Here is a 23,838-nt window from a genome sequence, read left to right on the forward strand (position 1 = left end):
GCGGTGAGGCTGGTGGAGGCCTGGCCCCACGCGGGCTGGACGGTGGCGGCGGCCTGCCGGCTGGTGGGGTTCAGTCGGAGTGGGTACTACGTCGCGCGGCAAGCGCGCCCCGATTCGGGGCCGGCTCTGGATCCCTCGGACCAGGCGCTGCTGGGACGCATCCGTGCGGTTGCCGAGGCTCATCCCTTCTGGGGCGTCCCGGCGGGTGTGGGCCTGGCGGCGGGATCGGGAAAGCCTCCAGGTCAATAAGAAGCGGGTGGACTCGGCTGATGCGGGAAGCTGGCTTGACGGTCAAGCGGGGCTCCATGTGGCGCCCCGAACGCCGAAGGCAAACCCACAGGCGACCCAGCCGCGGCAGTCCTGGGGGATCGACATGACGAAGTTTCTGATCCCCGCCCTGGGCTGGGCCTATCTGGTTGTGGTCCTGGACTGGTACACGAAGAAGATCGTGGGCTGGAACCTGGCCCTGCGCCGTCGCCGACAGGAGTGGGAGGCAGCCCTGGCCCGGGCGGTCCAGGCCGAATTCCCGAATGGGGTCCGGGGGGCCGGCTTGAAGCTGGTCTCCGACACCGGGAGCCACCCGACGGCGACCGGCTTCCTGGCGGCCATGAGCCTGTTGGGGATCGAGCAGGTCTTCACCAGCTCTGACAACCCCCAAGGGGAATGCCGAGACCGAGCGCCTGATGCGCACGATCAAGGAGGAGCTGCTCTGGCTGCGGGAGTTCACGAATCTGGAAGAGGCGCGAGCGGCGATCGGCCACTGGATCACGGTGGAGGACCACCAGCGCTACGTCCACTCGAGCCTCGGGTACAAGAGCCCGCTGCAGTTCGAAGTCGCGCTCAGGCAATAGGACGCGCACCAGCGGCTGCATAGGATGACTCACTCTCAGCACCATAAACAGTGTCTTGACAAACGGGGGCCATTACACAGGACCCAAGGAGAACGTCTTTGCGCTTGGCCAGAAACTGGCCACCAATCTTGCGAACCAGATGAAAGGGTGCGTGGGGAAGCCGGTCAAGGCGACTCAATAGTGAAGACGGAAGACCAGAAACGGTGCCGGGAGTCTTTTCGGGCGGGGCCGGACACAGGGGCACAAGGCTGCGTGTGTGAGCGGGGGAGAGAGGATTACAGGTGCGAGGGCGGCTTGAGATGTTCGATGAGGGCCTTGATCTGGTCCATAAGCCGCAGGTCGGTTTCCTTGAGCGAGGTGATTTCGGTCTTGAGGCTGGCGGTGACCGACTCCTGCGCGGCCTGGGCCCGACTCAAAAGCCACAGCATCCGGGCGATGGCTGCAAAGATCGCCACCGCGATGGTGATGAACAACCCCAGCATCCACTGGAGGGTGTCGAACCGGCGGTTCATATCCTCAAACCGCTGGTTGACCGCGTCGAATCGTTGGTTCATCTCGATGCGTAGGTGGGCTTGGCCTTCTTCCAATTTGGTGAGTCGCTCGATGATCTCCCGATCCGAGATGCGAGGGGCGGTCTCAATGGCGAAGGCAGGAGCGGTCAGGGCAAGCCAGACGAGCCCGCTGATCCAGAGGCCTGTCCATGCGGCATTCATGGGGCGCATCGTAGCACCGTCATCTCGGCGGGTCAATGGTGTGATGTGACATCCGAGAGGGAAGGGGGCCGGACACAGGGGCACAAGGCAGCGTGTGTGAGCGAGGGAGAGGGGATTACAGGTGCGAGGGCGGCTTGAGATGTTCGATGAGGGCCTTGATCTGGTCCATGAGCCGCAGGTCGGTTTCCTTGAGCGAGACGATCTCGGTTGTGAGGCTCTTGTTGATCTGTTCGTGGGTAGCGAGCGTCCGGTTTTGCACCCACAGCATGCGGGCGATGGCGGCGAAGATCGCCAACGAGGCGGTGATGAAGATTCCGAAGAGCCATTGGAGACTATCGAACCGGCGGTTCATGTCATCGAACCGGCGGTTCATATCGGCCCGGAGATCATCAATGCGCCGGTTGAGGCTCGTATCAAGCTGGTCCATGCGCTGGGCAAGCTGTTTCTGTCCCTCTTCCAGTCTGGTCAGGCGCTCGACAATCGCTCGGTCCGAGATGCGGGGAGCGGTCTCGAGGGCAAAGGCCTGTCCTGAGTTCGGCGAAGGGGCAGGGGACGGTCCCAGGAGCGCGCTCATGAGCAAGACGATGCCGGCTATCCGTCTTGTGTGCATGCCGCGCATGGTAGCACCGGCGTCGTGGTGGGTCAACACAGGAGTGCGGTATAACTGTGGCAAGCTAGTATTTGACTCCTCAGTCAGTGGCGGTCAAGGTTGAAGCTACGTGGTCAATGATTCCGAGTCTGAAGGGAGGCCGGCATGCACCCGAATCGCCGGCCTGACGTGGGAGTGCGCGGCGTGGACTGGCTGACAGGTGCGTGAGCCGTGATTGGACCACGTCGGCCACTGTTCGAAAGGTCAAGTCCTGAGTTTTACAGATCATACCTTAAGCAGTTTTGAGATAGGTTCTAGCCTTCATTGTCCCTCGCCCCTTGCGGGATCAGGCGAGGAAAGGTGATCCGGACGGCCGCGTTGGAACAGGAAGAGCGTATCCGGTTCGTTTTGCCGATCTGTCGAGACCCAGACAAGGATACGGTCAGTGCGCCTTGACCAGACGCCTTATATTACAGTATATTGCAGGCGCCTAATAGTGAGAAGACGAAAGAATCGGTGAAACTATGGCGAAATTGAACGTCTCCATTGACGATCGGCTCCGGGAAGAACTGTTCAAGCTGGTGCCCCCACGCCGACGAAGCCAGGTGGTGAACGAAGCGCTCCGTCATGAATTGCTGCGGCGTAAGCGCGCGCAGGCTGCAGAAGCCATCGAGCGCCTGCGGAAACAGAGTACGCGGGTGACCAATACCGAGATTGTCGAGGCGTTGCACCGGGATCGAGGTCGGCTCCCGAAATGATCATCGTGCCGGACGCTTCCGTCCTGCTGAAATGGGTTATGGGGACGGAGCATGAGGCAGACCATCATCACGCCATGAGCCTCCGGGATGCCCTGCTCGCCGGAGCGATCGAGATCCGCGTCCCAACGCTCTGGCGGTACGAGATTGGAAATGTCCTTGGACTCAAGCAACCACGGTTGGCTGCGGAGATGATGGAGGCATTGCTCGCCCATGAATTCGAAGAGGTCCCCCTGACAACCGACTATGCCCTCGAGGTCTTGGAGCATATGCGTGACGTGGCGGGTGTGACGTTCTACGACTCGGCGTACCATGTGCTTGCCTTGCGGATGAAGGGGCTGTATGTGACTGCGGACACGGCCTACGTGAAACGAGCCAAGCGTAAGGGCCATGTTGGACTCGTGAACGAGTGGCAGGGACCTTAACGCCTTAGGTGTAAATGTCAAGACTTCATCTGACGGTCACGGAGTCCTCGCCCTCATCGGTTCTGCCGCGATCCTCTTCGCCTTCGCCAAGGGCACACTGTCGAGAAACGTCTGCATCGGGGTCTTGCCATAGCACCAGCGCCCTTGGTGGGGCCGCCGTTCGTGGTCCTCCTGAACCCAGGCATCCAGGTCGGCTGGCCGTTCCTCCAGGCTGCGATAGATCTTCTTGCGGAAGGCCACCCGGTCGAACTCGTTGAGCAGGGTCTTGGGGACGCGCTCGCCGATCCCATTGGTCTGCGGGCTCTGGGTCTTGGTCCGGGTGTGGTCGAGGTGCTCCCCCGCCAACGAGCGTTCGTCCTCGTGCCGGTCCGGGGCCCCACAGCACTCGGTCCCCCGATCGGTGAGGATCCGGCTCAGCGGGATGCCCTGCTCCTCAACGAACGGCAGCACCCGATCGTTGAGGAGATCCGCCGCCGTGATCGGCGTCTTGCGGTCAGAGAGCTTGGCGACGCTGACCGTGCTGTCGGGATCGATGAAGGTCTGCTGAGAGCTGCGGCCCACCCCCGTGCGCGTCCCGACGGAGCAGGGATCCTGCGCCCCACAGTATCCGGGGCACTCGCTCTCGAACTCCCCATGGGCTTCTTGGTCCACCTTCGCCTTCTCCAGGGCCACCACCTGGGCCTCGGTCAGCACGAGCCCCTCTTGCGCCACCTTCGCCTCCAGCGCCTTGAGCCGCTTGCGCATGGTCTCCAGGTCGTGCCGGAGCCAGAGGCCCCGGACGCCGGCCGGGGAGACCGTCAGCCCCTGGCGGCGCAGCTCATTGGCCACCCGGACTTGGCCCCAGGCCGGCTGCTCGATCGCCAGGTGCACGACCGCCTCCTCGACCTCGGCCGGCACGCGGTTCTTCAGAATCGGCTTGCGCCGGGAGATCTCCGCCAGGGCCGCCTCGCCCCCGGTCTCGTAGAGCTCCTTGAACCGGTAGAAGCTATCCCGGCTGTAGCCCATGATCCGGCAGGCCTTTGACACGTTGCCCAGTTGCTTCGCCAGCTCCAACAACCCCAGCTTGGTCTTCAGAATCTTCTGCTCCGTCGTCATCGTCCTCGCTCCTTTCTCCCCCAGGGGGAACAGCGAGGATTCTACCTGACTGTCAGATTAAATTCTAGCACATACAAATCACGGCTCACGCATCTGTCAGCCAGTCCACGCCGCGCACTCCCACGTCAGGCCGGCGATTCGGGTGCATGCCGGCCTCCCTTCAGACTCGGAATCATTGACCACGTAGCTTCAACCTTGACCGCCACTGACTGAGGAGTCAAATACTAGCTTGCTCATATCAGCAGACCTTCATCGATCCCGACAGCAAGGTCAGCTTCGCCAAGCTCTCTGACCGCAAGACGCCGATCACGGCGGCGGATCTCCTCAACGATCGGGGGCTGCCGTTCGTTGAGGCGCATGGCATCCCGCTGAGCCGGATCCTCACCGATCGGGGGACCGAGTGCTGTGGGGCCCCGGACCGGCACGAGGACGAACGCTCGTTGGCGGTGGAGCACCTCGACCACACCCGGACCAAGACCCAGAGCCCGCAGCCCAAGGGGATCTGCGAGCGCGTCCCCAAAACCCTGCTCAACGAGTTCTACCGGGTGGCCTTCCGCAAGAAGATCTATCGCAGCCTGGAGGAACGGCCAGCCGACCTGGATGCCTGGGTTCAGGAGGACCACGAACGGCGGCCCCACCAAGGGCGCTGGTGCTCTGGCAAGACCCCGATGCAGACGTTTCTCGACAGTGTGCCCTTGGCGAAGGAGAAGATGATCGCGGCATAACCGATGAGGGCGAGGACTCCGTGACCGTCAGATGAAGTCTTGACATTTACAGATTCAGCAACCAGGGCGGGGCCTGCTCGAACCGCCTCCACGCCGTCCTCCCCACCGAACCCGCCTCCCTCTCCAAACCAGATTGAAGGACGGGCCGGGCCGTTCTGCGGCAGGAACTGGGCTGATTTCTCGACACGTCCGCAGCGTTCTGGTATACACCGATCGCGGAGGGGGCGTGCCGACGAAAACACGCTGCGCCCCGTGACACAGGTGATGACCAAGGCGGGGCACGGAGACGGCAATCGAGGAGGACTGGGTCATGACCCGAGATGAGTTGTTGCAGCGGATTTCGATCGATCCGAACATCTGTTTCGGCAAGCCGTGCATCCGGGGACATCGGATCTGGGTCTCGCTGATTCTGGATCTGCTGGCAAGCGGCTGGACGTTCGAGCAGATCCGGGAGAACTACCCGGGGATCGAGGACGCGGACATCCTGGCGTGTCTCGCATACGGAGCCGAGATGTCCCGCGAGCGGTATGTCGAACTGCCTGCGGCAAACCGGACGTGAAGCTCAAACTGGACGAAAATCTGGGCGAGCGCGGAGCGAGCCTGTTCCGAGCGGCGGGGCATGACGTGGCGACGATCCCCGGACAGGGCATGTCAGGAGCGACGGATCGCGACCTCATCGCGGCATGTCAGGCCGAGCACCGATGCCTCGTCACGCTCGATCTGGACTTCAGCAATCCGCTCGTGTTTCCACCGTGGGAGTACAGCGGCATCGCCGTCCTGCGGTTGCCACGCAAGCCGACGGATGAAGACCTCTGGGCCTGCTGCCGCACACTCGCCGAAGGGCTGACAAAGCACGAGATCACCGGCAAGCTCTGGGTGGTCCAGGCCGACCGCATTCGCGAATATCAACCGGATCGAGAAGAAGACTGACCTGGCGAAGCGACCCGAGAAAGCGTGGCGCGAAGTCGTGAAGCTGCGGGAAGACCGGTGGTCCGGTGAACGGCCGCGCCACGTGGTCGCGGCCGACCTTGACGAGGTTCTCAGACAGAGCAGGACGCGGCTGGTCGACGAGGACCCCGACAAGAGGTTCCTCCTCACTGTCCGATAGACAACCTGCACAGCCTGATGCGGGACGTGGGGCGACGCGTGCTGGGGAAGGACGATTTTCTTAATCGAAGCCCATGTGTCTGGATGTCGGCGTCATCGTCTGGGCAGAGCCAGGCGAAGTGAAGGGGCGGGGAAGCGGCACCATCGCCATCCGTCATGCTGATGGCCCGTCAGCGTCTCAGCCCTCACGACCAGGACGGACTCGCGCGTGTCGCATTCGCCTGAACGGAAGCAGCGCGAAGCCGGCGATCGGGGGGCAACGCGGATCTCGAAGCTAGATGGGCGGGCGAGAGGGAGCGCGCCGTCAGCACCGTGAACCACTGGACGAACGGCAAGCGCGCCCCAAAGCCTTTCCTGGTGCGGCGCCTTCTGGAGTTGAAGGAGGAACTGGACAGTCATGGGCAGGAGCCTCATGGCGGAAAGAAGCCGACTCGATCAAGGCGGGCCTAGAAGCATGCACGGTGAGACATCGACCGTGGAAGACGTGATGGTTCGAGAACAGAGAAAGCAAATCACCGCGGGCGAGACGCTGAGACTGCCCGCCGCAGGCGGCGTGCCGGCAGCGGGCATGGCCGCTCTCCGGTGGGGGCGTGACCTCGGGACAGTTAGCACGCGCAACTCGTCCAAGGGAGCCCTCGTTGCCGAGGCCCGGAGCGTATTCCGTGCATTCAACGGAGACACGCCTCTGGAGAAGTTCCGGGAACAATGTTTGCGTGGAGCGATCCTACGGCAGCGTGCTCGCGAAACACGGCATCGCATCTGGGAGGCACTGCATTGGCGCTTCTTCGCATGGAACCCTCCCCGCTGGGTGCTCGAGGAACTTGCAGAAGCGGCTGCCGAGGATTCGACGTCCAGATTCGTGGGTCTCGTGTACGTCCACTATGCCCGCCGCGACCGGCTCACCTTCGAGTTCGTGACCGGAAAGCTGTGGGAGATGTGGCACAACAAGACGATGGAAGTCCGACGTAATGACGTCTTGGACTTTCTCGCCGCTTACCAGGACCAACACCCGCAAGTGAGGACTTGGCGCGAGAGCACGCGAAAGAAGCTGGCCGGAAATGTGCTGTCGGCGTTACGGGACTTCGGGATCTTGAAGGGAGTACAGCGCAAGGTCATCGAACAGCCGATTGTCCCGCTAGAGGTCGCGCTGCACCTCTGCCGTCTCCTCTACGGCGAGGGGCTGCGGGGACGAAGCCTCCTCGAGGCGCGGGACTGGCGTCTGTTCCTCTGGGAATCGCACCAGGCTGCCGGAGCTCTGTCGCAGCTGGCGCAGCAGGGCAAGCTCCGGTTCGAGCGCTCGGGCAGGACGGTTATCCTGGAGGTCCCGGAGCCCGGGGATGGGGGTGAGCGATGAGCGGGCCGAGCGATTGGTCGTGGAAGCTGCATGAAGCGGCGGAGCGCATCCGCACTCGATACGATCACATCGGCCGGAAGACGGGAGCGCCATTCCTCACCATCGTCTATGCGCCGGAAGCCGAGCGGACCGTGCTCAAAGAGTGGCGCACGCTCGCTACAACCCTGCAGCCCGAGTTTGACGTTCGCACCGTGGATGCGCTCGACGTCACCGCTCGCGTGGTCAGACAGTTCGGAGCCGAAACGCTGGTCAGCGCCCTACAGAACCCAATGCCGGGTTCAGACCCGACCATCGAACTGGGTTCGATGTGGACCAACGCGCTCGTCGACAGCGTGCGCGAGGCCTCTAAGGAGTCCGGTGCAGGGCGTCCCGTCGTGTCCATCGAGCGCCTGGCAGCGCTCTACCCAGCATCAGGTCCCCGTACTGTCATGCAGGCACTGTGGGACAGCAACCACGCAGCCCTCGAGGGCCCGGTCGTGCTCCTCGTGCCCGGCGTGAACATCGAGGCACGAGTCTACTCCTTTCTTGGGCAAGTGGAGGAATTCATGTACCGCGGGGATATCCTATAGGGCCACGGAGCGAGGAGAGGAACGATGAAGATCGCGGACATCTTCGAGACCAGGGTCGAGGAGAAGATCGAACCTGTCATCAAGGTCGGCGAAGTCCAGGACGAGGCCAAGCTGGTCTCGGAGATCGGGTCCTACGTTGTGACGCCGACCATCGAGCAGTACGTAGACGAGTTCATCGAGCACTTCGTCGATTCCGCCCGGCTCGATACGACGGAAATCGGCGCCTGGATCTCGGGATACTTCGGCTCGGGGAAATCCCATCTGGCCAAGATCCTCGCCCTTCTGGTCGAGAATCGTACCCTTCTCGGGCAGCCCGCGGCGAAGCGTTTCGAAGCTCGTATTCCGCCTGCGGCACCTCGGCGCAACTCGATTCTCCGCAACCTCGCCCAGGTAGGCCAGTGCTCCACCACGGTTTTGGCCTTCAACCTGAACACGCTAGTCGATAGCAAGACCGCACCGCTGCCCCGCCTTCTCCTGAGCCAGTACTACCAGTCCCGCGGGTATTGCGCCAACCTGCTCTATGCGCGGGTGATCGAGTGCGAGCTGGATCGACGCGGCAAGCTGCACACCCTCCATGAGAAGGCCGCCGAACTCGCGAACCGTCCTTGGAACGACATTCAGAAAAACCCGACCTTCTATGCAAAGCACCTCTACCAAGCGGCGTGCTCGGTTGCCCCTGACGTTTTCGCCACTGCGGATGAGGTGGCCGGCGCGCTCAAGAACGCGGAGCGTGGCGATCTCTACAACACCCAGTTCCTGGTCCAGACCATCATCGAGGACCTGGTCGCGCGGGAGAAGGAGACCAAGAAACCGTGCCGCGTCCTGCTCGTGCTGGACGAATCGGGGCAGTGGATCGAGGACGACGCGGGGAGGCTGGCACAGCTCCAGGCCCTGGTGGAGGAAGCCGCGATCAAGGGCCGCGGCAAGATCTGGATCTTCGTGACCACCCACGAGGACATGGGGGCGATCTATCAGAACGCCCGGGGCCTCCAGGCGGGTGCCGACGCCGATTTCAACAAGATCAAAGAACGTTTCCGTTTCCGCTGGTCGCTGACCACCGAGAACATCGAGCTGGTCCTTGAAGATCGCATCTTTAGGAAGAAGATCGCGGGGGCGGACGAGGTCGGCAGGGTCTACGATGCGGCCCCTGGTGTTCTACGCGGCGTGGGTGAACTGGCGAACGTCGAGGGTCGGCGGCTGCCGGGCTGCGAGCGCGACCGCTTTGTCACGTTTTATCCGTTCTTTCCCTACCAGGTTCACCTGATCCCCGACATCGTCAAGAGCCTGCGCTCCAAGGGAGGACGAGGGGAGCAGCTCTCCGGCTCGACGCGAACGCTGCTCGCCATAGCCCAGGACGTGCTTCGCTCCGGCCGGCGCAACTACCTCCAACGGGGAGTCGGTGAGATGGTCTCGTTCGATGAGGTATATGCGAATCTCTCCGGTGAAGGCGAGGTCAGCCCGGACATCCGCCGGGAGCTCTCCCGGATCGAAGAGGTGGTGCCCGGCGCGTCCGCCCTGACCCGGCGTGTGGCGGAGGTCCTGTTCCTCATTCACGAGATCAAGTACGTGCCGAGGACCGTCGACAACATCGCGCGGCTACTCGCTGAGACTGCCGGTGAAGACCTTGCCGCGATCATGACGCGCATCAAGCCGGAGCTCGACCGTCTCATGACGGCGAAAATGGTCGCGAGGATCGGCGACGAATATGAGTTCCTGACCGGCGAGCGGCGTTCCTTTGAGGACGAAGTCGCCACCGTCGCGGCCCAAATCCGTCAGCAGGACCTCGACGCCGGCTTCGCAAAGCACTTCATCCTGGATGCAGACAAGAAGCAAAACCACCTGCGATCCGTCCTGGGGTTCGAGACGGTGCCCTTCAAGGGGGCGGAGTTCGATGTGCGGATCAGCATGGACGGCACGCTGGCGATGAAGACAGGGCACATCGAGGTTCGGATTTCCTCCCCGCTGGCTGCTCTGGCAGGGAGCAAGGTGACCGACCTCGAGGATCAAAGCCTGAGAGCCGAGGAGCAGAACACGATCTTCGTGCTGTGCGATCGGGTTCCGGGATTCGACCAGGACCTGCGGCGTTTCCTGGCCATGCGGGAAGTGGTGAACGCCTGGAAGAGCGATCCCCACAAGTCGGAGGAGGCCCGCAAGCTCGCGGTCGAACGGGAAGCCAACGATCTGGACAAGCTCGAGCGGAAAGTCCGAGACGGCCTCAAGGCCAGCCTCAAGCAGTCGCACGTCATCTTCCGGGGCGCGAGCCGTGCGCTTACGCCTCGGGCCGGTCAGACCCCGGGGGAGACGCTTCGCGCCGAACTGGCGGCATACTTCCCCTCCCTGTACCCGAAGTTCGAGAAGGTGCCGGTACGGATCGCTCAGGAGCAACGGGCAATCCTGGAGGTTCTATCCGGCGAGAAGAACCTAGCCGGCGACGTCAAAGCTCTGTGTCTGTTCGATAAAGGAGGCGCCCTCGATCCGCGTTCCCCGCTCATCGATGCCATTCGGATCTTCCTGTCGAGCCGGCAGAGCAGGAAGGAACGGACGCTGGGCAAGGACATCCTGGAGGAATTCAGCAGTCCCCCCTATGGATGGGACCGAAACGCCGTTCGAGTGGGCATCGCCGCGTGCGTCCGGGCCGGGACGGTGAAGGTGCTCATCGGGAAGAGGCCCCACACCAACCCTGCCGATCCCGTGTTGCAAAAGGCGCTGCGGGACAGTCGCGAGTTCGAAAAGGTCGAGCTCGTGCTCGAAGACTCCGAGGTCGAGGCGGAAGCCCTCGAGGAAGTCCGCACGCTCCTGATGAAGCTCACGGGCAGGCGCAAGATCGACGAGACGCCGGCCGCGCTCCATGAGGCGATGGAGATCTTTGGTCGGGAGAAGCTGGGGAAGGCCGAGAAGGTCCGCGACTGGGCCGATGCCGTGGGACTGCCCCGGCCCTCCACGTTCGCGCAGGGACAAGAGGCCTTGGAGAACATCCTGGCCCTGACGAATCCGGTCCATCGCGTGCAGGAGATCCAGACGAGGGCCGAAGAGCTCAGGCGCGGCGTGGAGGTCATCGACCAACTGGTGGCATTCCGTGAGAAGTGGGGCGCGGCGTACATGGAGGTCAAGGCTCTGGCGGAGCAGCTCCGCGCGGTCGAGCATCTGCTTCCTTCCGAAGGCGCGATCCGCGAATTCTTGGACGGGTATGAGGCCGCCCGCAAGGACGCACGGCTCCTCGAACAGGATGTCTGGAAGAAGGTCCTGTCCTCGAAGGTCACTGCGGCCCTCGACCTCAACTCTCACCTCTCCACCTGGCGCGAGGAAGCGCGCGGGATCGTCGCCCAAGCCAAGGCTCGGCTCCCGCAGGACCTCGAGGCAAAGGGCTTAAAGACGGGACTCGCCGGAACTCACGTCCGTTCGCTCGACGAGTTCGTGGCCCGACTCGATGAGGAGACCGAGCCCGCGCGGGTCGCGGCGCTTCCCCAACGCGCGCGGAAGCTCGTGGGCATGCTGGGCGAGGCCATTCTCAATGAGATCGAGAAGCGCACGCCCCCTCCGGTGGACGAGAAACCGAAGCCTCGCCGGGCTGTGCGTACCATCCGGCTCTCGGATGTGGCCACACTGCGGCTGGTTCGAACCGAGGCGGAGTGGGAGGAGATTCTCAAGAAGCTTGATGCGCGCGTCCGGGAGCTCCTCCGCGACCACGACGTGGAGATCGAGTGATGGCGGCAAACGTCAAAGGCTGTCTCAAGGCACTGGTGCTGGAATTGCGCCGCCTGCTCGAGGGGTTCTCCGACGCCCAGGGCAACTGGCAGCCCGGTGATCTCGACCGTCGCCTCGCCGCCATCGGCGTGAGACGGGACCGCCCCCCCGTTCCGGCAGACGAGCTGCCTCACCTCCCGCAGGAGGACCGCGAGGCTCGGCGGGTTGTGGACGCGTTCCTCAAGTCTCGTCTCGAGGCAGGTGTCGATCGAGGCGCGGCGATTGCCGAGTTTGTGACCAAGTCAGCCTACACCTGGGCCAATCGTCTGCTGGCGCTCCGATGCATGGAGGCCAGGGGGTTGATCGACGAAGTGATCCTTCAGAAGGAAGCGTACGGCGGCCGCTCCCTCCAGCACAACCGCCTGGCGAAGAAGGAGCCCGGCCGCTGCGCCGGGGAGGACGAGGGGTTGTTCGCTGTGCTCTTCGACGAATTCGAGCGGCAAGCCAAAGAACTGCCCCTGGTCTTCAGCCCGAGGGCGCCGGAAGTGGCGTTGCGACCGTCGGTCGCTGCGCTCAAGCGGTGCATCGGCCTGCTGTCCGGAACCGAAGTCGCCAAGGGACAGGAGCCCGCCACCGACGAGGTGTTCACCGCTCCCGACACCCTCGGGTGGGCCTACCAGTACTGGAACACGGACGAGAAGGATCGAGTCTTCGAGAAGGTTCGCACGAAGAAGGGCGCGAAGATCGAAGGCGCCGAGATCATTCCGGCGACGTGCATTTACACGGAACCCTACATCGTCCGATTTCTCGTTCAGAATTCCCTGGGCGCTCTTTGGGCGGGGATGCATCCGGAATCGCGGCTGCCGGAGAAGTGGGAATACTTCGTGCGGGACGCTGCGCGCGCGCCCATTCCGAAGAAGCCCGTCCGGGAGATCACCTTCCTCGATCCCGCCTGCGGGAGCGGGCACTTCCTCCTGGAGGCGTTCGATCTCTTCTACGACATGTACGTGGAGGAGGGCCAGATCACCGATCCGGCGGAGATCTGCGCCGCCCTCCTCGAGCACAACCTCTATGGGATCGACATCGACGAGCGGGCGGTTCAAATCTCGGCGCTCGCGCTCCTCATGAAGGCCAAGGAGAGGGCGCCGGACTTTGTGCCCCGCCGAGTCAACCTGGTCGCCACGAACATCCGGCTGCCGGCCGACAAGGACCATCTGGAAGCGTTCCTCCGGAAACATCCTGAGGATGCCGCGCTCAAGCCCGCCCTGCTGACGATCTTCGAGGGGCTGGCGCACGCGGATGAACTGGGTTCGCTCCTGCAGGTCGAGGAGCCGGTCGAGGAAGAACTTCGCCTGATCGCCGACCGTTATCCGCTCCTGCATCAGGGCCAAGATTGGCAAGCCTGGAAAACGGGGGTGATCGGGCGCCTGCGCGACCACTTCGAGGCCGAGGCGCAGGGGCCGGATTTGCTCGCGGCCTTCTTTGGCGAGGCGGGGGCGAAGGGGCTCTCGCTGGTCGAAGTCCTCGCCCGGCGCTACGACGTGGTCGCCGCCAATCCCCCCTACATGGGATCGAAGAACATGGGGGCTGTGGTCAAGGGATACGTCGAGCGCCACTTCCCGGCGGGCAAGCGCGACCTCTACGCGGCGTTCATCCTCCGGTGCCTGGAACTCGCCGCCGACGGCGGCCGCGTGGCGATGGTCACACAACAGTCCTGGATGTTCCTGCGGTCGTTCGCGGACCTCCGGGCGCTCGAGGAGAAAAAGATGCGCAAGGCGCCGCGGGCGTTCCGGGGGGTTCTGCGGGAGACGACCATCGAGACGCTGGCGCATTTGGGGCCACGCGCCTTTGCCGAAATCGGTGGCGAGGTCGTCAATACCGCCCTCTTCGTGCTCGCCAAGGCCGAGCCGCCGCCCGAGCATCGCCTCACCGCCTTTCGGCTCGTGGGCCCGAAGAGCCCGGAGGAAAAGGACCGGCTGCTGCGGGAGGCGATCGCCTCGCTCGCACTACGGTCGGAACCAACGGAGGCAGTCAGGTGACGGATCCGATTCTCGAGAGAGACCCGGTGTTGCAGGAGATCGTCCGTCGACTGGTCGCGGCCTACGAGCCGGAGCGCATCTACCTCTTCGGCTCGAAGGCGCGCGGGGAGGCGGGGCCGGACAGCGACTACGACCTGCTGGTCGTCGTATCCGCTTCCGACGCCCCGCCGTATCGCCGGGCTCAGGAGGCGCAGGAAATCCTGTGGGGAATCTGGACGGCGGCGGATGTATTGGTGCTGACGCGCGACGAATTCGATGCTCGTCGCGCTGTGCCTTCGTCGCTGGCTGCCAGCGTCCTGCGGGAAGGGAGGGTGCTCCATGCCGCCTGAGAAGGCCGCCGACGCGAGACGCTGGTTCCTCAAGGCTCGGGACGACCTGCGCGCGGGTGACGCAGTCCTGAACATCGATCCGCCCCTTGTGGAAGACGCGCTGTTCCACGCCCAACAGGCTACGGAGAAGGCGGTAAAAGGGTTCCTCGTGTGGCATGGGGTTGCCTTTCGCAAGACGCACGATCTGCGGGAGGTGGGAGGGTCTGCGCTTGCCATCGATGCCTCGCTCCTCTTCTGAAGCGCGCTGCGCGACTGACGCCGTTCGCGGGGGTGTTTCGTTACCCGACGGATATGGGCGAGCCCACGGTGGAGGAGGCGCGCGAGGCGCTGGCCCTCGCGCGCGAGGTCTACGAGGCCATTCTCGCCCGACTGCCCGACCTGCCTGCCGCGCCGGGCGCGGCGCAGGCAGGGGAGGTGCGGCCATGACGCACCCGGCCGTCTTCCGCCCGCTGCAGGCGCGGTTTCTCACGATCCCCCAGGCGCCGCTCGGCGACTGGCTCAGCGAGCGGTTCTTCGATCTGCTCGCCGACAGGACCCCTGGGGATACCGGCTCCTCTTGTAGAGGCGAATCATGAGCGAAGTGCACCGGAATCGGCCCGTCCCCAAGACTTCGCACGACGACCCGATTCTCGCCGAGATCGTGCGGCGGCTGGTCGAGGCATGTCGGCCCGAACGGATCTACCTCTTCGGCTCGAAGGCGCGCGGGGAGGCGGGGCCGGACAGCGACTACGACGTGCTCGTTCTCGTCGAACACCCGACCGAGCCCAGATACCGTCTCTCCCAGAAGGGCTTCCGGGCTCTGCGTGGCGTTCCCGCTGCAGTGGACGTGGTCGTCTGGGACCGCGAGACATTCGATGCGCGCCTGCACCTCAAGGCCTCGTTCCCGGCGACGGTCGTGCGCGAGGGGAGGTTGCTCTATGTGGCATGACCCCCAGAAGGTCGCCGAGTGCCGGGCGTGGTTGGAGCGCGCCTTGGCCGATCTCGACTCGGCGGCCATTCTGCTCGCGGCTCCCCGTCCACGCCCGGATACCGCGCTGTTTCACTGTCAACAGGCCGTCGAGAAAACGTGGAAGGCGTTCTTGTTCTGGCACGACGTGCCGTTTCGCAAGACACACAACCTGCGGGAACTCGGCGAGGCCGGCGCAGGGATCGATGCGTCGCTTGCGACCCTGGCACAGCGGGCCGAGGACCTGACGCAGTTCGCATGGGTCTTTCGCTATCCGGGCGAGCCCGAGCAACCGTCGCGCGAGGAAGCCGAGGCCGCGCTCGCGCTGGCCCGCGAGGTCTACGAGGCGGTCCTCGCCCGACTGCCCGGGGAGGTGCGACCATGACGCACCCGGCCGTCTTCCACCCGCTCCAGGCGCGGTTTCTCACGATCCCCCAGGCGCCGCTCGGCGACTGGCTGCGCGAGCGGTTCTTCGAGCTGCTCGCCGACAGGACCCCTGGGGATACCGGCTCCTCTTGTAGAGGCGAATCATGAGCGAAGTGCACCGGAATCGGCCCGTCTCGGAGACTTCGCACGACGACCCGATTCTCGCCGAGATCGTGCGGCGGCTGGTCGAGGCATGTCGGCCCGAACGGATCTACCTCTTCGGCTCGCGCGCGCGCGGGGAGGCGGGGCCGGACAGCGACTACGACATTCTGGTCGTTGTGTCGGCGTCGGATCAGCCCGGCCATCGGCGGGATCAGGCGGCCTACCGCGCGCTGGCTGGCGTGGGCGCGGCCAAGGACGTCATGGTGTTGACCCGCGAGGAATTCGACTCGCGCACCGGGGTCGTCTGCTCGCTTCCGGCGACCGTACTGCGCGAAGGGAGGCTCGTCTATGCGGCCTGACATCTGCCGCGAGGTGGGGGAATGGCTCGCGCGGGCCGCGGATGACATCCGCGAAGCCGATCATGACCTTCGAGCGCAGCCGCCCCTCTTGCGAGGGGCCGTATTCCACTGCCAGCAGGCGGCGGAGAAAGCCCTCAAAGCTTTCCTCGTTGCCCGCGAGAGACCGTTTCGCAAGACGCACGATCTCGATGAACTGGGCCAGGCCGCCGTGGCGCTCGATTCGACGCTGACGGAGGTGGTAACCGCGGCGATCGACCTGACTCCCTACGCCTGGCGGTTCCGGTATCCCGGCGAATCCGAGGAACCGTCGCGCGAGGAGGCCGAGAGGGCGCTCGCGCTGGCCCGCGAGGTGTACGAGGCGGTCCTCGCGCGACTGCCCGGGGAGGTGCGGCCGTGACTCATCCCGTCGTCTCGCGCCCGCTCCAGGCGCGCTTTCTGGCCATCCCCCAGGCGCCGCTCTGCTACTGGCTCAGGGAGCGGTTCTTCGAGCTCTTGGCGGGGCGCACGCTGGGGGATGTCGCCGACGTGTGCCAGGGCCTCGCGACGGCCGACGACGGGCGCTTCGTGCGGTTCGTCTGGGAGGTGCCGCCCGCGGAGTGGGCGGAGGCGGTCCGCGCGCGGCGGTGGGTGCCCTTCGAGAAGGGCGGCGGCTACGGCAAGTGGTTCGGCCACCACTTTTGGGCGGTGGACTGGGAGCACGAGGGGGCGCGGATCAAGGCGACGCCCGGGCCACGCGTTCAGAACGAGCAGCACTACTTCAAGGAGGGGTGGACGTATAGCGCGTTGGCTAGGGGGTCTCTTGGTTTCCGCGCCACGCAGGGAAGCATACCTGCTCATGTGAGGTCCGACGTAGTAAACCCTCGCCAACCGCTCTCGGGCGGTCTGGGCGTCCTTAATTGTCGCGCGACGAGTGCGGCCGCAAGGTCATTGCGCGCGCAGATTGTTCTGACTGGGGATTACGTCTCCCGCGTCCCGCTCCCCGAGCGCATCCCCGACTCGCTCGCCGCCATCGAATCCGCCTGCATCGAGCTCAAGCGCCGCCTCGTCGCCCTCGACCCGACCGAGCGTTCTTTCGGGGGGATCCCCGTGCGGGGAGAATCACTGACCGACGCCTGGCACAACCTGGCAAACGACGCAGAGGCCGTGGCCGCCGTCCTCCACACGCTCGAGGGCCTCTCCGAGCGCGAGGTCTTCGAGGCCTACGGCATCGCGGGCGAGGACCTCCAGGCCGTGCTCGACGAGACCGGGACGCCCGCCGGCTGGTTCCCCTTGATCGCCGGGTACGACGCGCTGCCGGACCTGCCGAAGGGTATCGACCTGCCGGAAGACCTGTTCGCCCCGATCGGGCACGAGCCGCGGCGGACGCTTTCGGCCGGCGAGCTTTCCGACTTGAAGCGCCGCCTGCGCGCCCTCTACGAGGCCGGTCCGGGCGGCAGGGTGGAGGAAGAGGAGGATGCGATCCCCTCTGACGGCGAAGACGACGAGGACGAGGAGAACGACGCCGCTCTCGGCGCACGCATCCCCATCCCGGCCGAGACCTTCCTCGAGGAACTCTCCCAGAAACTCGAGGTTCACCCGATCTCCGTCTACTGGCTCCTCCGCGAGATGCGCGAGAAAGACGGAGTGACCTGCCAGCCAGAACTTCAGCGTTTCATCGCCGAATATGTGAGCGTCACGGTGCTGCGCCTCCTGGGCCACCGCTGGCCTAAGGAAATCGAGGCCGGCGAACCGCTTCCGTCGTGGGCCGACCCGGACGGCATCATCCCGCTCACCGAAGGGGCGGGCGAGCCGACGCTGCACGAGCGGGTGCGCGAGCGGATCGCAGAAGATTTCGGCGCGGCCCGCGTCCATGCCATCGAGCAAGAATTCGACGAGATCATGGGCAAGCCGCTGGGGTCGTGGCTCTCGACGGAGTTCTTCCCGCGGCACGTCTCCCGGTTCAAGAAGCGGCCGATCGCGTGGCAGATCGAGAGTTCCCGAAAGGACGGGAAACGCGGGCGGCGGGGAAAGGCCAACGCTCCGCCCGCCTTCTCGTGCCTGGTGTACTACCACCGGCTGGACGCGGATCTCTTGCCGAAACTGCGCAGCCAGTACGTGGGGCCCCTTCGCACCCGGATCCAGACCGAGTTGGCGGGTTTGGAACGGCTCGAGGCGAGAACGGCGGACCAGGACGAGCGCCGGGTGCAGCTCGAGAGGCTGCTGGAGGAACTCAAAGACTTCGACGCCCGGCTGGAGCAGGTCAGCGTGGCGGGCTTCGCATCTGCGGCCCTGGATACCATTGCTGCCAAAGAGCCGCTCGACCGATGGACCTCCCGGGATGGAACGGCCCCTCCTCCGACCACTCGCGAGGCCTTCCTGGCCCAGGAGCGCAAATACGATCCCGATCTCAACGACGGCGTGCGGGTGAACCTCGCCCCCTTGTAGAAGGCCGGACTGCTCGCGGCCGATGTGCTCGCGGTCAAGGATCTCGAGAAGGCCATCGGGGACCGCGCAGAGTGGCGCGCCGACGAGCGCCGCTGGTGCCGGGAGGGCAAACTGCCCCAACCGGGCTGGTGGGAGGAAGCGCGAAAGTGACCGAAGCGATCCTGTTCGAGGTCGAGACTCCTCTGGGCTTCGTCGTTCGCTGCACGCGCGCCTACTGGGAATTCCTCGTGACCCACAAGCACCCGGTCCTCCACGGGCGAGAGGACGAGGTTCGTCAGGCGCTGGCGGATCCGGAGGAAGCACGGCGCAGCCGCAAGGACGCGAACGTCCTGCTGTTTTATCGTGGTGCGACGCCTCGATGGTTGTGCGCGGTGGCGAAGCGGGAGGACGGCACGGGATTTCTCGTCACCGCATACCCGACCGATGCGATTAAAATAGGAGAGCCGGTATGGAAAAAATCAAAGTAGTCCACGACACGAGGGGGCATACCCTCACCGTCTGGCTGGCGGACCCCTCCGGCGAATCGGTCTGCGAGGAAACCGCCGACGAGGTCGTGCTCATCAAGGACGCGGCCGGACGGGTCATTGGTTTCGAGCTGCTGCACTACCATCCAGAAGGGGCCGAGCAGGGGCTCGCGGTCGAAACCGTGATCCAGACGGCACCGTAAGCAATCGCTCCGGGCATGGCAGAAACGCTGCGTACCTGGCTCCGTAACGAAATCGCCTCGGTATTGAACCGAAAGGTGGCGCCTCCGCCGTTGATCCTATGGTGCGACCCAGAGCGGGCCTGGCGGGACCTTCTCTTGGCGGCGAGCGCGGGAGACCAGTTCGAGCTGTGGTGCGAGGAACAGCACGAGCTGATCATCCGCGAGCGACTTCTCAGCGCGGAGGCCAAGCCTCGTGTGGTCTGGCTGCCGAGGGCGCCCGAGGAGATTACGTACTTGAAGGTCTTTGAACTCCAGGCGGAGTTCGTCTGGACGGAATCTCTGGTGGAGGCGCTGGTCCGTTATGGTGTCGAAATCCCACCGGACCGCGTGGGGGAGCTGCGGGAACTGCTGCCCGCACACGCGAAGGAGTGGATCGACAGACCCCGCGAGGCGTGGCGTGAGCTGACGGTGGGTACCGCCAAGTCCACCCTCGTGGACGACGACCGCATCCTGGAAGCCTTGGCCCATCCGGGCACGGCCATCGCGGATTGGGTCGGCCGAGAGCGCTTGGGGGTGTTCCGCCGTCGAGTGACGGAGGACTTTGGCTTGCCGGCATTCACGGAGGGCAAAGACCTGCCTGCCGCGGCTGCGGTGCAGGCAGGCGACGAGTGGCGCATTGCGGCGACGGCGAGCCTCCTCGTAACGGAAGCGGCTATCCGAGTCCCGGCCAGTCCGCCGTCGGCAACGGATCAGACCATTCCGCCCGGTCCGGCGCGAGAGCGGGCCCTGAAGCTACTGGATCGGTGGCAGAAGCACATCGAATTCATGCCGTCGTTTGAGACTCTGGCCCGGCAGGCGGACGGCACGACCGGCCTGGTCTATTGGGCCAGAAACCTCACTGGGACCATTCCGGCTCTTGCCTCGCCGGTGGCGGAAGACACCCTCTTCCAGCGCGAGGTGGAGGCCCTGGCTTGCCTCGACGAATTCGAGCCTCTCGCCAGGCGGCTGGAAGAACGGGAGGCGTTTTACAGCGCCCATGCCGCGGGGTTCTGGGGCGCCCGCGCCGAGCGTCGAGTTCCTTGGCAAAGTCTCGTAACCCTGGCCCGTGCGGCGGTTCTGCTCGAGCGGGAAAGCTCGGCTGAGAACTCATGGAAGACGCCCTCGGATGCCGTCGAGTGGTTCACGAGGGCTGGATGGGAGATCGACCGCCAAGGGGAACTGCTCTTCAAGGACGATCCGAATCTGCCTGGGGCCCTCCACGCCGTGCGCGCCAGACTTCGGCGAGCCTACCTGCGTCACGTGGATCGGACGAACGGAGCGTTCTCCGAGCTGATTCATCACCACGGCTTCGAGTCCCTCGAACTGCCCTTCGCCGGTGAGCTGATTCCAACGTGCCGGCCGCCCAAGGAGCCAGCGGCCGTTCTCGTGCTCGACGCGTGCCGGTATGATCTCGGAGCCCGTCTGGCGGAGCGCCTGAACCAGGGCGAACCCGTCCGCCGAGCGGAGGTGAGGGCCGCTCGCGCGCCGATCCCCTCGATCACGGCCCTCGGGATGCCGTTCGCGCTCGCGGAGGACCCGAACGCGTTGCGCGTGGAGCTGACCAACGAAGCACTGCCTCGCTGGCGAGTGACAGCGCCTGGCACCGGAGGAGACTTGACGGCGGCTGGAGCCAGGCGCGAGTGGCTCCAGCGAAGGTTCAAGCTGAAAAGCGACGCGCTCACGGACGTCAAGTCGATCCTGGACGCTCCGGTGCCATCGCCCAAGGATGCGGGCAGGCTCCTGTTCGTCTTCGGGGACGAGTTCGACACCCAGGGCCATGAAGGAGAGCTGCGCTTCTCCGGCGCCGAAGGCCAGATCGAGCGGTACACGCGCGCCATCGGCAGGCTTCGAGAGGCTGGCTTCACGACGATTCTTGTGGTGACCGACCACGGATTCATTCATTGGGAACCGGAAAGGGACGAGGTGGTGGACCCGCCGGCCGGAGAAATCCTCTGGCGGTCGCGTCGGGCCATCGTCGGTCGCGGCCTGAAGCATCCGACGGCCCTCTGCACCAGTGTGCCGCAAAGCGACCTGGAATGCTGCGTGCCTCGAAGCGTCAATGCCTTTCGCACGTATGGAGGCGTCGGGTTTTTCCACGGCGGTGCCACGCTCCAAGAGCTGGTGATCCCCGTGGTCGTCGTCCGCTGGCCGAAGAAAGCGGAGAAGGTGGCGGTGGTTCTGACGCCCCTCGCCGAGATCGTGTCGCTGCGGCCGCGTCTGGAGTTGAAGCCAGGAGCCGGAGACCGGCTTCCTGGCCTTGATGCCGATGAACGAACGCTCGGGCGGCATGTGACCGTCAAGGTGGTGCACCCGACCACTGGCCGCAGGCTTTTCCGTTCTCCGGAAACGGTCAAGATCGAGCCTGACGGTGCGCCCGTGACGGTCACCCTTGTTCGTGAGCAAGCTGAGGCATGCGCTCGAGGCACGCGCCTGCAGGTCGAGGTGCGGGATGCAGACAACGATGAAATCCTCGACCGCTGCGAAGTGGAACTCAAGATCGATCTAGAAGAGTGGGATTGAGTATGTCTGATCCGATCGAAACACGCGAATCCGTTCCGACGGTTGATGAAGTCGCCATCGACGAACTCGACCGCAAACTCTTGGAGACGTTCTCCGGCCGCGTGGTGAGGAAGGACCTTGTCAAGAAGTTGAAGGTCGGATTCAACGTCCCGGTCTATGTCCTCGAGTACTTGCTGGGGAAGTTCTGCTCCACTGCCAACCGAGACGAGATCCTGGCCGGCCTGCAGCAGGTGAAGGACACGATTACCGAGCGCATTGTCCGCGCAGACCAGGGCGAACTTATCAAGGCGCGCCTCCAGAATCAGGGCTCGATGAAAATCATCGACCTGTGCACCGTCATGTTCGACGAGAAGGACCAGGGGGGGAAGTATTGGGCACGGTTGGCCACCAGCGGGCTGGACTTCGTGCACATCGAGCCGGAACTCGTGCACCGTCACGAACGGCTTTTTACCGGGGGCATCTGGGCCAACATCGAGCTTTCCTACGACGAGACCATCCTCCATCGGGGCGTCACGCGCCCCTTCGTCCTCCATCGACTCTCTCCGATTCAGATCGCCAGCGCTCGGTTCGACGAATTCGTGGAAGGGCGGCGCCGGTTTACTAGGGACGAGTGGGTCGATGTGCTCTTGAGGACGATGGGGTATGAGCCCACGAATCCGGACTTCACGCCACGCCGAAAGTGGCTCTTTCTCCTTCGGATGATCCCGCTGGTGGAGAAGAACTACAACCTGGTCGAGCTCGGACCTCGCGGCACCGGGAAGTCCTACGTCTACCGCGAGCTCTCGCCCTACGCGATTTTGCTGTCCGGCGGGCAGGTGACGATCCCGAAGCTGTTCGCGTCCAACGCACCGCCTTATGAGCCGGGCCTCGTGACCCGATGGGACGTGGTGGCGTTCGACGAGGTTGCTGGATCACACTTCAAGAAGCCCGAAGACAAGCAGCTCTACAAGGACTACATGGAGCTCGGCTCTTTCTCTCGCGGCAGCGCGAAGGGGACGATCCAGGGCGACGCGGGGTTCGTTTTCAACGGGAACCTGGATGGCGACGTCGAGACGATTGCGCGGACCTCGCACTTGTTCTTGCCGTTCCCCGACACCGTCCGCAACGACATGGCCTTCCATGACCGGTGGCATGCCTATCTTCCTGGCTGGGAACTGCCGAAGATGCAGCCTGCGTATTTCACCTCGCACCTCGGCTTCATTGCGGACTACATCGCCGAGATTTTCCACAACGAGCTGCGCCCGAGAACCTACGCTGACCTTTACGACCGTTACTTCCACCTGGGAAGCCATGTGGAGGAGCGAGATCGAAAGGCCATCGCCAAGACGACCTCCGGCTTGATCAAGCTCCTCCACCCGGACGGGGAGGTTGCGAAGGCCGAGGTCGAAGAGTACCTGCGGTTTGCGATAGAACTCCGGCGGCGCGTGAAGGAACAACTCCGCCGGATGGGTGGCGTCGAGTACGCTCGCGTCAACCTTTCCTACATTGACAAGGAGAGCCGGCAGGAGACCTTCGTGAGCTGCAAGGAGCTCGGCTCGGCGCAACTCATCCCGGATAGCCCGCTGCCGCCTGGGGACGTCTTCACCGTGGGTTATGATTCCGCGGATGGGCGCTACATCCTCTTCCGCATCCAGTGCACCGTCGCCCCTGGCTCAGGACGGTTCTCGGTCGTCGGGGTGACATCGAAGAACATCCGAGACACGGCCCGTATGGCCTACGACTACCTCCGCGCGAGTGGGAAAAAGATCGGGATTGATCGGGACCTCGGCGAGTACGACGTCAACGTCCAGGTCATGAGCCTGAGCCCAGGCAAGGATGCCAAGGACCTGGGGATGGCGTTCTACATCGCCGTTCTGTCCGCCGTGCTGGGTCGACCGATAGGGGCCCAGCTTGTGGTCATGGGCCAGATGTCGCTCCACGGTGTGCTGGCCCGCGTTGACGGGCTCGGCGACAAGCTTCGCGTAGCCATGGATGCCGGCGCACGACGGGTGCTCATCCCCACTGAAAACAGCAGAGACTTCGCCACCCTGCCGGGCGAGGTGCTCGACAAGTTGCGAATCGAGTTCTACAGCGAGCCCTCCCAGGCGGCATTCAAGGCGCTCGCGGAGTGAGAAGTGCCTACGGTGTAAGGACAGAAGAAT

27 protein-coding genes and 2 pseudogenes are annotated in these 23,838 nt (G+C 64.4%); 26 read left to right on the forward strand and 3 right to left on the reverse strand.

Features of this window, described 5'->3' with window-relative positions; all coding sequences use genetic code 11:
* Nucleotides 1-3 precede the first annotated feature (3 nt).
* The 3 genes and pseudogenes from ACWHYQ_RS11865 (at nucleotide 4) to ACWHYQ_RS11875 (ending at nucleotide 851) form a co-directional block, all read left to right on the forward strand.
* Nucleotides 4-249, forward strand: a complete 246-nt coding sequence (locus ACWHYQ_RS11865) for a hypothetical protein (protein ID WP_447972342.1) — start codon at nucleotides 4-6, stop codon at nucleotides 247-249.
* Between the two features lie 58 nt (nucleotides 250-307).
* Nucleotides 308-643 (forward strand): annotated as a pseudogene (locus ACWHYQ_RS11870) (DDE-type integrase/transposase/recombinase); the annotation flags it as partial.
* A gap of 1 nt (nucleotide 644) precedes the next feature.
* Nucleotides 645-851 (forward strand): integrase core domain-containing protein, encoded by a 207-nt coding sequence (locus tag ACWHYQ_RS11875; protein ID WP_447975558.1) that lies wholly within the window; start codon nucleotides 645-647, stop codon nucleotides 849-851.
* Nucleotides 852-1,126: 275 nt separating this feature from the next.
* Here ACWHYQ_RS11875 and ACWHYQ_RS11880 read toward each other — a convergent pair whose 3' ends face one another.
* Both ACWHYQ_RS11880 and ACWHYQ_RS11885 read right to left on the reverse strand, forming a co-directional pair.
* Nucleotides 1,127-1,564: a hypothetical protein gene (locus tag ACWHYQ_RS11880; protein ID WP_447972343.1), complete on the reverse strand. Its 438-nt coding sequence runs from the start codon at nucleotides 1,562-1,564 to the stop codon at nucleotides 1,127-1,129.
* 115 nt (nucleotides 1,565-1,679) lie between these two features.
* Nucleotides 1,680-2,174 carry a hypothetical protein gene (locus ACWHYQ_RS11885; RefSeq protein WP_447972344.1) on the reverse strand — a complete coding sequence of 165 codons (495 nt, stop codon included), beginning with the start codon at nucleotides 2,172-2,174 and terminating at the stop codon, nucleotides 1,680-1,682.
* Between the two features lie 503 nt (nucleotides 2,175-2,677).
* Here ACWHYQ_RS11885 and ACWHYQ_RS11890 point away from each other — a divergent pair.
* Together ACWHYQ_RS11890 and ACWHYQ_RS11895 are read left to right on the forward strand one after the other, a co-directional pair.
* On the forward strand, nucleotides 2,678-2,911 hold the full coding sequence (locus ACWHYQ_RS11890) for a hypothetical protein (RefSeq protein WP_447972345.1): 234 nt from the start codon (nucleotides 2,678-2,680) through the stop codon (nucleotides 2,909-2,911).
* Complete coding sequence (locus ACWHYQ_RS11895; protein WP_447972346.1) at nucleotides 2,908-3,333, forward strand: type II toxin-antitoxin system VapC family toxin; 426 nt, start codon at nucleotides 2,908-2,910, stop codon at nucleotides 3,331-3,333. The genes ACWHYQ_RS11890 and ACWHYQ_RS11895 overlap by 4 nt, the downstream gene beginning before the upstream one ends.
* Before the next feature lie 36 nt (nucleotides 3,334-3,369).
* Here the strand turns inward: ACWHYQ_RS11895 and ACWHYQ_RS11900 are convergent, their stop codons facing one another.
* On the reverse strand, nucleotides 3,370-4,428 hold the full coding sequence (locus tag ACWHYQ_RS11900) for an IS481 family transposase (protein WP_447972347.1): 1,059 nt from the start codon (nucleotides 4,426-4,428) through the stop codon (nucleotides 3,370-3,372).
* Between the two features lie 236 nt (nucleotides 4,429-4,664).
* Here ACWHYQ_RS11900 and ACWHYQ_RS11905 point away from each other — a divergent pair.
* The 21 genes and pseudogenes from ACWHYQ_RS11905 to brxL all read left to right on the forward strand — a co-directional run.
* Nucleotides 4,665-5,153 (forward strand): annotated as a pseudogene (locus ACWHYQ_RS11905) (IS481 family transposase); the annotation flags it as partial.
* 310 nt (nucleotides 5,154-5,463) lie between these two features.
* Complete coding sequence (locus ACWHYQ_RS11910; RefSeq protein WP_447972348.1) at nucleotides 5,464-5,712, forward strand: DUF433 domain-containing protein; 249 nt, start codon at nucleotides 5,464-5,466, stop codon at nucleotides 5,710-5,712.
* Nucleotides 5,709-6,083, forward strand: a complete 375-nt coding sequence (locus tag ACWHYQ_RS11915; protein ID WP_447972349.1) for a DUF5615 family PIN-like protein — start codon at nucleotides 5,709-5,711, stop codon at nucleotides 6,081-6,083. The genes ACWHYQ_RS11910 and ACWHYQ_RS11915 overlap by 4 nt, the downstream gene beginning before the upstream one ends.
* Nucleotides 6,084-6,657: 574 nt before the next feature.
* On the forward strand, nucleotides 6,658-7,614 hold the full coding sequence (locus ACWHYQ_RS11920; RefSeq protein ID WP_447972350.1) for a BrxA family protein: 957 nt from the start codon (nucleotides 6,658-6,660) through the stop codon (nucleotides 7,612-7,614).
* Nucleotides 7,611-8,183 carry a hypothetical protein gene (locus ACWHYQ_RS11925; RefSeq protein WP_447972351.1) on the forward strand — a complete coding sequence of 191 codons (573 nt, stop codon included), beginning with the start codon at nucleotides 7,611-7,613 and terminating at the stop codon, nucleotides 8,181-8,183. Before ACWHYQ_RS11920 ends, ACWHYQ_RS11925 begins: the two co-directional genes overlap by 4 nt.
* Nucleotides 8,184-8,207: 24 nt before the next feature.
* Entirely contained in the window at nucleotides 8,208-11,888 is a 3,681-nt protein-coding gene (brxC, locus tag ACWHYQ_RS11930) for a BREX system P-loop protein BrxC (protein ID WP_447972352.1), read from the forward strand.
* The gene (locus tag ACWHYQ_RS11935) at nucleotides 11,888-13,906 is read left to right on the forward strand and encodes an Eco57I restriction-modification methylase domain-containing protein (RefSeq protein WP_447972353.1); all 2,019 of its coding nucleotides are present in this window, start codon (nucleotides 11,888-11,890) and stop codon (nucleotides 13,904-13,906) included. Before brxC ends, ACWHYQ_RS11935 begins: the two co-directional genes overlap by 1 nt.
* Nucleotides 13,903-14,235, forward strand: a complete 333-nt coding sequence (locus tag ACWHYQ_RS11940; RefSeq protein WP_447972354.1) for a nucleotidyltransferase domain-containing protein — start codon at nucleotides 13,903-13,905, stop codon at nucleotides 14,233-14,235. Before ACWHYQ_RS11935 ends, ACWHYQ_RS11940 begins: the two co-directional genes overlap by 4 nt.
* The gene (locus tag ACWHYQ_RS11945) at nucleotides 14,225-14,473 is read left to right on the forward strand and encodes a HEPN domain-containing protein (RefSeq protein WP_447972355.1); all 249 of its coding nucleotides are present in this window, start codon (nucleotides 14,225-14,227) and stop codon (nucleotides 14,471-14,473) included. The genes ACWHYQ_RS11940 and ACWHYQ_RS11945 overlap by 11 nt, the downstream gene beginning before the upstream one ends.
* Nucleotides 14,474-14,505: 32 nt before the next feature.
* Nucleotides 14,506-14,661 (forward strand): hypothetical protein, encoded by a 156-nt coding sequence (locus tag ACWHYQ_RS11950; RefSeq protein WP_447972356.1) that lies wholly within the window; start codon nucleotides 14,506-14,508, stop codon nucleotides 14,659-14,661.
* Nucleotides 14,658-14,810, forward strand: a complete 153-nt coding sequence (locus ACWHYQ_RS11955) for a hypothetical protein (protein WP_447972357.1) — start codon at nucleotides 14,658-14,660, stop codon at nucleotides 14,808-14,810. Before ACWHYQ_RS11950 ends, ACWHYQ_RS11955 begins: the two co-directional genes overlap by 4 nt.
* Nucleotides 14,807-15,163: a nucleotidyltransferase domain-containing protein gene (locus ACWHYQ_RS11960; RefSeq protein WP_447972358.1), complete on the forward strand. Its 357-nt coding sequence runs from the start codon at nucleotides 14,807-14,809 to the stop codon at nucleotides 15,161-15,163. The genes ACWHYQ_RS11955 and ACWHYQ_RS11960 overlap by 4 nt, the downstream gene beginning before the upstream one ends.
* Nucleotides 15,153-15,566: a HEPN domain-containing protein gene (locus ACWHYQ_RS11965; RefSeq protein WP_447972359.1), complete on the forward strand. Its 414-nt coding sequence runs from the start codon at nucleotides 15,153-15,155 to the stop codon at nucleotides 15,564-15,566. The genes ACWHYQ_RS11960 and ACWHYQ_RS11965 overlap by 11 nt, the downstream gene beginning before the upstream one ends.
* Nucleotides 15,563-15,715: a hypothetical protein gene (locus tag ACWHYQ_RS11970; RefSeq protein WP_447972360.1), complete on the forward strand. Its 153-nt coding sequence runs from the start codon at nucleotides 15,563-15,565 to the stop codon at nucleotides 15,713-15,715. The genes ACWHYQ_RS11965 and ACWHYQ_RS11970 overlap by 4 nt, the downstream gene beginning before the upstream one ends.
* Complete coding sequence (locus ACWHYQ_RS11975; RefSeq protein ID WP_447972361.1) at nucleotides 15,712-16,068, forward strand: nucleotidyltransferase domain-containing protein; 357 nt, start codon at nucleotides 15,712-15,714, stop codon at nucleotides 16,066-16,068. Before ACWHYQ_RS11970 ends, ACWHYQ_RS11975 begins: the two co-directional genes overlap by 4 nt.
* Nucleotides 16,058-16,465, forward strand: a complete 408-nt coding sequence (locus tag ACWHYQ_RS11980) for a HEPN domain-containing protein (RefSeq protein ID WP_447972362.1) — start codon at nucleotides 16,058-16,060, stop codon at nucleotides 16,463-16,465. Before ACWHYQ_RS11975 ends, ACWHYQ_RS11980 begins: the two co-directional genes overlap by 11 nt.
* On the forward strand, nucleotides 16,462-18,492 hold the full coding sequence (locus ACWHYQ_RS11985) for a hypothetical protein (RefSeq protein WP_447972363.1): 2,031 nt from the start codon (nucleotides 16,462-16,464) through the stop codon (nucleotides 18,490-18,492). Before ACWHYQ_RS11980 ends, ACWHYQ_RS11985 begins: the two co-directional genes overlap by 4 nt.
* Before the next feature lie 146 nt (nucleotides 18,493-18,638).
* Nucleotides 18,639-18,959 (forward strand): DUF4258 domain-containing protein, encoded by a 321-nt coding sequence (locus tag ACWHYQ_RS11990; protein WP_447972364.1) that lies wholly within the window; start codon nucleotides 18,639-18,641, stop codon nucleotides 18,957-18,959.
* On the forward strand, nucleotides 18,941-19,159 hold the full coding sequence (locus ACWHYQ_RS11995; RefSeq protein ID WP_447972365.1) for a DUF2283 domain-containing protein: 219 nt from the start codon (nucleotides 18,941-18,943) through the stop codon (nucleotides 19,157-19,159). The genes ACWHYQ_RS11990 and ACWHYQ_RS11995 overlap by 19 nt, the downstream gene beginning before the upstream one ends.
* A gap of 135 nt (nucleotides 19,160-19,294) precedes the next feature.
* The gene (locus tag ACWHYQ_RS12000) at nucleotides 19,295-21,697 is read left to right on the forward strand and encodes a PglZ domain-containing protein (protein WP_447972366.1); all 2,403 of its coding nucleotides are present in this window, start codon (nucleotides 19,295-19,297) and stop codon (nucleotides 21,695-21,697) included.
* A 2-nt stretch (nucleotides 21,698-21,699) separates the two neighbouring features.
* The gene (brxL, locus tag ACWHYQ_RS12005; RefSeq protein WP_447972367.1) at nucleotides 21,700-23,808 is read left to right on the forward strand and encodes a protease Lon-related BREX system protein BrxL; all 2,109 of its coding nucleotides are present in this window, start codon (nucleotides 21,700-21,702) and stop codon (nucleotides 23,806-23,808) included.
* Nucleotides 23,809-23,838 lie beyond the last annotated feature (30 nt).

Source organism: Nitrospira sp. Kam-Ns4a, assembly GCF_965152595.1.